At 55.7% G+C, this 5,142-nt stretch carries 8 protein-coding genes; 2 read left to right on the top strand and 6 right to left on the bottom strand.

From position 1 onward, the window contains the following. A partial coding sequence (locus tag A3754_RS11540) for a transaldolase family protein (RefSeq protein ID WP_304439832.1) occupies positions 1 to 287 on the top strand: 287 nt, incomplete at its 5' end. Further along, positions 284 to 721, top strand: a complete 438-nt coding sequence (locus tag A3754_RS11535) for a TerB family tellurite resistance protein (protein WP_063519806.1) — start codon at positions 284 to 286, stop codon at positions 719 to 721. The genes A3754_RS11540 and A3754_RS11535, both read left to right, overlap by 4 nt. A 155-nt stretch (positions 722 to 876) precedes the next feature. Here A3754_RS11535 and A3754_RS11530 read toward each other — a convergent pair whose 3' ends face one another. The 6 genes from A3754_RS11530 to A3754_RS11505 all read right to left on the bottom strand — a co-directional run. Further along, on the bottom strand, positions 877 to 1,680 hold the full coding sequence (locus A3754_RS11530) for a VacJ family lipoprotein (protein WP_063519805.1): 804 nt from the start codon (positions 1,678 to 1,680) through the stop codon (positions 877 to 879). Positions 1,681 to 1,745: 65 nt separating this feature from the next. Continuing rightward, complete coding sequence (locus A3754_RS11525) at positions 1,746 to 2,414, bottom strand: DoxX family protein (protein WP_063519804.1); 669 nt, start codon at positions 2,412 to 2,414, stop codon at positions 1,746 to 1,748. A gap of 11 nt (positions 2,415 to 2,425) precedes the next feature. Next, positions 2,426 to 3,196, bottom strand: a complete 771-nt coding sequence (locus A3754_RS11520) for a DUF2063 domain-containing protein (protein WP_063519803.1) — start codon at positions 3,194 to 3,196, stop codon at positions 2,426 to 2,428. Then, entirely contained in the window at positions 3,193 to 4,092 is a 900-nt protein-coding gene (locus A3754_RS11515; protein ID WP_063519802.1) for a DUF692 domain-containing protein, read from the bottom strand. Before A3754_RS11515 ends, A3754_RS11520 begins: the two co-directional genes overlap by 4 nt. A 12-nt stretch (positions 4,093 to 4,104) precedes the next feature. After that, on the bottom strand, positions 4,105 to 4,398 hold the full coding sequence (locus tag A3754_RS11510; RefSeq protein WP_063519801.1) for a hypothetical protein: 294 nt from the start codon (positions 4,396 to 4,398) through the stop codon (positions 4,105 to 4,107). Between the two features lie 214 nt (positions 4,399 to 4,612). Further along, positions 4,613 to 5,142 (bottom strand): 3-oxoacyl-[acyl-carrier-protein] synthase III C-terminal domain-containing protein (locus A3754_RS11505; RefSeq protein WP_304439831.1); only part of this gene is annotated, 530 nt, incomplete at its 5' end.

Raw genomic sequence — 5,142 nt, 5'->3', positions numbered from 1 at the left:
GCTTTCGCAACGCCGGGCAAATCGAAGCGCTGGCCGGCTGCGACAAGCTCACCCTCAGCCCGGCGCTGCTTGAGGAACTGGCTGGCGATAACGGCGGTCTTACCCGGGTACTGGACCCTGAACTGGTGGCCCCGCAAGACGACTGGACACCGGTGAACGAAGCCGCATTCCGTTGGCAGCTCAACGATGATGCCATGGCCAGCGACTTGCTCGCCGATGGTATTCGCCGCTTTGCCAAGGATCAGCAGGCACTGGAAACCTTACTGATTGACGAGGGTGTTATTTGAACTGGCTGAATAGACTGTTTCGTCCTGAAAGCGAAGCACCACAATACTCTGAACACGATCTGCATCGTGCTGCTGCTGCCCTGCTGTTCGAGGTAGCCCGCACCGATGGCACGGTGGATCAGGCAGAAACCCAACGCCTGATCGCTGCCGTGGAGCAACACTGGCAGCTGGATGCCCAGGAAATGCAGGATATCGTAGCCGAGCTGGAAAGCCGGGTGGATCAGGCCACCGACCTGTTCGAGTTCACCCTGCCGCTACGCGAGCACTGGGGGCCGGAGCAGCGCGTCACGCTGATTGAGGAGATGTGGGCCATGGCGGCCGCCGACGGCAAGGCCGATGTGCACGAAGAACACCTGATTCGTCGAGTCAGCGACCTGCTCTACGTCTCCCACGGCGACTACATCCGCGCCAAACTAAAAGCAGTTGAAAATTGACAGTTGAGCGCTGACAGCTCGCGATCTGGATTTCGTCTTTACTTTAAAGCGATGAGGCCGTGCCCCTGCTATGGACGCGGCCTCATAAAATGGGGAAACAGAAAACCCTGCGCGCGTAGCTGTCAACTGTCCACTATCAACTGCCAACTCTCTCTTCACCAGCCATCGTCTTCGTACTCGTCATCGAGTTCCGAATCCCGCGCTTCAATCTCGGGAAAACGCAACGACGGCCGGTCACCGCTTTCAAAGCGACGGCGTTGCAGATAGGCATTACGCAGGAAGGTATAGCGGTCGCCAACGATATTGCGTTCCAGATCCAGCAAGTCAGCCCGCAAGTCGACCACATACACGGCGGTAAAACTGTGGCGGGTCAGGTCATGGGGGATATAGTGACGCAGGCGCATGTAGTCTTCCGGCAGGATAGCCGCAGCATCCCGCCCTGTGGATGGCCCAAAGAACGGCAGCATCATGAACGGGCCTTCCGGCACACCCCAGCGGGCAAACGTCAGGCCCAGGTCAGTATTGCGCTTCTCCAGATCCACCTTGCTGGCCACATCAAACAAGCCACCAATGCCTAGCGTGGTATTGACGGCAAACCGGCCCCAGTTTTGGCCCACATGCCCCCAGCGCCACTGCAGGACACTATTCAGCCCGCTGCGAAAATCACGCAGGTTTTCATAGAACCGGGTGATGGTGTCGTTCATCCACTGTGGCGTGACCTTGTCATACCCCTTGGCAACGGGCTTCAGGCCGTATTTGTCCAGCGCTTCGTTGAAAGCAAAAATCTTGCGATTGATATCTTCCCAGGGGTCTTCGTACTTGGGTTTGCCGTCCGGGGAATCAAATGCCGTGGACGCATCCCCCCAGTCCTCTTCCGCCTGAACGGCGAATGGCAGACATAACAGCAAGCTCAGCAATAGATAACGCACGGGCACCCCGGACAGTAATGGACGCCGCATTATAGCGACGCCCCGGCCCCTACGAACAGGGCCACCGGCAAACCGTTACCCAACCCGCACAGGTTTTACACATTCGATCTGCCTTGAGCCCAGCAACGACGGGCAATCCAGTAGTCCAGGCTAACGAAGCGCCCTGCCCCGGAGAAGAACAGCACCAACAGCATAATCAGGTAAGTAACGGCAAATTCGATGGCATTATTCAGCACCACGAAATTGCCTTTACCGGTAAGCCAGTCGTACTGGCCGTGCTCGCGCAGAATGGCCCGCGCCCGGCCCAGGCGCTCGCCCACTGCCTCACTGTTCTGCAAACTGTCCGCGGCCCCCGGAAACCCGACCTCGGCCAGCGGCGCGGCCATACTGGTTGCCGGGTTGCCCGGCGCGATGGCAAACCAGCCGTTTTCCCAGTGCACGGAGCCAATGGCGACCACCATGGTGAACATCAACGGGATGCTGATATAGCGGGTGAAAAGGCCCAGTAGCAGCAACACACCGCCAACCAGCTCAGTGGCCGCCGCCAGAAAGGCCAGTAAAGCAGGAAAAGGCAAGCCCAGCCCCCATTCTGTATTGCCAAACCAGGTCACCGTACTCTCAAAGCTCATGGCCTTGTTATATCCCGCACTGAACATGACCGGAGCCAGAAACAAACGAAGCGCCAGAGGCGCAAGGAAATCCGCAATACGGGTGTGATTCAACGCCGCATGACAGCGGTGAAAAAAAGACTGTAGCGTGGTCATCGTCAGGATCCTTACAGGCGACTCAGTGAGGTTCCAATAAGGATGTCCCGCTCACGCATTTGTTGCAGGATATCGCGAGAAAAAGTTTCCAGTGCTGCCACGTCCGCAAACTGCATTTCCTCGGCGAGACGCCCCACCACCGCTTTACCGCTATCCTTTGGGTGTTCGCCAATCAACTGCAACAACCTGGCCGTCGGCGCGTTGATTTCCATAAAGCGCACGCAGTCGTCCCGGTCACGGTACACCAGCAACCAGACGGGTTGCTCAAGGGCTTCCTGAGGCTGAAATTCGGTGCAGATTTTGTGGACAGGAAAGTGGTAGCTCAATATTTCATGCAGGGGGCTGAGCTCGGGAATCGCACGCAACAGATCCCCTTCCGGGTGAAAGCCGGTTTCCGGGAAAGTCTCTGTGGACGCATCCAGCACCAGTTCCATCCACTCGTAATGCGCCAGCTCCAGCATAAAAGGGGGATCGCCTGGCTCGCTGCCCTGGCCACTGGCCAGGAAGCTGACAAATTCCTGGGGTATTTCCAGAAAATAAGGCGTCTGGCTGGCGTGATGCTCAAAGAAAGTCCGGGCCAGTCGCTGCCAGCGATCACTATCCAGCAGACTGTGCAATACAGGAAAGCCCTGGCGAAGAAAGCCATTCACGTTATTGAAAAAAAGATTACGGTAGATATCCAGACGCCGCTCTTCAATACCTGCTGGTGCAGGATGGGTGTCCGGGTTGCGCAAATGCGCGGCAAATTCGCGCTGCAGGGCCTGAAAATCTGTGCCTTTCATGATTGCGCAGACTTATGTGTGTCCGGTGCCTTGAGCGCCACCCCCGGATAAAGCTGCTGGTAGTCACTTATCTTTCGGAGTTCAGCAAACAGGGTTTCGTTATCCGGAATATTGAAGTCCCGTTCCAGCAATGTCGGCAGTGAACCAAACGTCTGATAGGCATGGTCCAGTAATGCCCACACCGGGTCGATCACATCGCTGCCGTGGGTATCCACTTTCAGATCTTCCGCTTCATCAAAATGGCCTGCGATGTGCAAATAGCAAATGCGATCACCGGGCAAGGCGGAAATAAAATCGTAGGGGTCATAGCCATGATTAATACCGTTCACATAGGCATTATTCACATCCAGCAGCAGTTCGCAGTCAGCTTCCTGCAATACCGCATTCACAAAGTCGATTTCCGACATCTGTGAATCGGGCGCCGCATTCCCCAACCGAGCATAGTAGCTAACGTGTTCAATACCGATGGGTTGTTCCAGAAAGTCCTGCACCTGACGAATACGATCCGCCACGTAATGCACCGCCTCTTCGGTGAAGGGAATCGGCATTAGGTCATACAGGTGACCGTGATCGCTACAGTAGCTCAGGTGTTCTGTGTACCGGCGAATGTTGTGTTCCTTGAGGAACGACTTCACCGATTTTAATAATTCGAAGTCCAGCGGTTCTGGCCCACCCAGTGACAGACTCAGCCCGTGAGTCACAAAAGGATAGCGCTCGGTAAAGGCCCGAAACTCTTTACCCAGACGGCCGCCCATGGGAATCCAGTTCTCTGGCGCCACTTCCATAAAATCGAAAGGGATACTGTCAGGCGCGGAATCATGGGCCTGTGAAAGCGGGCCCATAAGGGCCCGCCGAAGACCCAGGCCCACTCCGGACACTGGTGTCTCAGTTTTCATGGTCAGGCGTCCTTATGCGTCACCGCCGCATTTGCCTTCACCACACTTGCCTTCGCCCTTCTTGTCTTCACCACATTTACCTTCGGCGCCTTTTTCACCACAGCTGCCTTCGCCTTTCTTGTCTTCGCCACATTTACCTTCACCACACTTGCCTTCCGCGTGGGCAGCCAGCTGATAACCGGCATTCAGATCAGAAGCAGCGAACGGGTTTTCAGCCGCCTGTGCAACCGGCGCAGAAAGAGCGGAAGCTACAACAGCTGCACCAACGGTAGCAGCCAGGGGGTTCAGTTTTGTCAGCTTAGCCATGTTAAGTCTCCATACTTACTTTATTGAGGGTGTACATTATTGAATGTCATGTCCGAAGCCGTTTTACCGGCTCAGGCACCCGCTCAAATCAAGAGCACCTGACACAGACAATATAGAGATGCGCGCGTGAGGTAAACGTTACGACTACAGGCCAAAAAAACCAAAAAAGGCCGCAGAATGCGGCCTTGTGAAGAGCAGGTGAACGCATCAGTGATTATTTGATGCGGTTCACAATAACGCTGCCAATGGAATAACCGGCACCGAAAGAGCAGATAACGCCTTTGGTGTCCACGGGCAGGTCTTCATTGTACTTGTGGAATGCGATCATGGAGCCGGCTGAACTGGTGTTGGCGTATGCATCCAGAATAACCGGGGCTTCCTCACGGGTCGCAGGGCGCCCGAGCACCCGTTTGGAAATCAGTTCATTCATGCTCAGGTTGGCCTGGTGCAGCCACATGCGACTGACAGACTCCACCGGCACCTGGGTATCGGCCAGGTGCGAGCTGATCTGTTCAGCCACCATGGGGCAAACTTCCTTGAACACCTTGCGCCCCTCCTGACGAAACAGCTTGTCACGGGCGCCCACGCCACGCTCATCAGCCCGATTCAGGAAGCCAAAGTTATTACGGATGTTGTTGGAAAACTTGGTTTGCAGGCGCGTACCCAGAATTTCCCATTGATTGCCAGATGTTGCATCTTCCTTGCGTTCCAGAATCACGGCAGTCGCCACGTCGCCGAAAATGA

This window comes from Alcanivorax sp. HI0083, assembly GCF_001635175.1.
The sequence above is the reverse complement of the archived record's forward strand: the minus strand, read 5'-3'. Positions and strand labels throughout refer to the sequence as shown.

What these genes read in the sequence shown, in the direction of transcription:
- A3754_RS11520 (WP_063519803.1), bottom strand. Translation starts at nt 3,196, where the DNA reads ATGAAAGGCACAGATTTTCAGGCCCTGCAGCGCGAATTTGCCGCGCAT.
- A3754_RS11510 (WP_063519801.1), bottom strand. Translation starts at nt 4,398, where the DNA reads ATGGCTAAGCTGACAAAACTGAACCCCCTGGCTGCTACCGTTGGTGCA.
- A3754_RS11530 (WP_063519805.1), bottom strand. Translation starts at nt 1,680, where the DNA reads ATGCGGCGTCCATTACTGTCCGGGGTGCCCGTGCGTTATCTATTGCTG.
- A3754_RS11525 (WP_063519804.1), bottom strand. Translation starts at nt 2,414, where the DNA reads ATGACCACGCTACAGTCTTTTTTTCACCGCTGTCATGCGGCGTTGAAT.
- A3754_RS11515 (WP_063519802.1), bottom strand. Translation starts at nt 4,092, where the DNA reads ATGAAAACTGAGACACCAGTGTCCGGAGTGGGCCTGGGTCTTCGGCGG.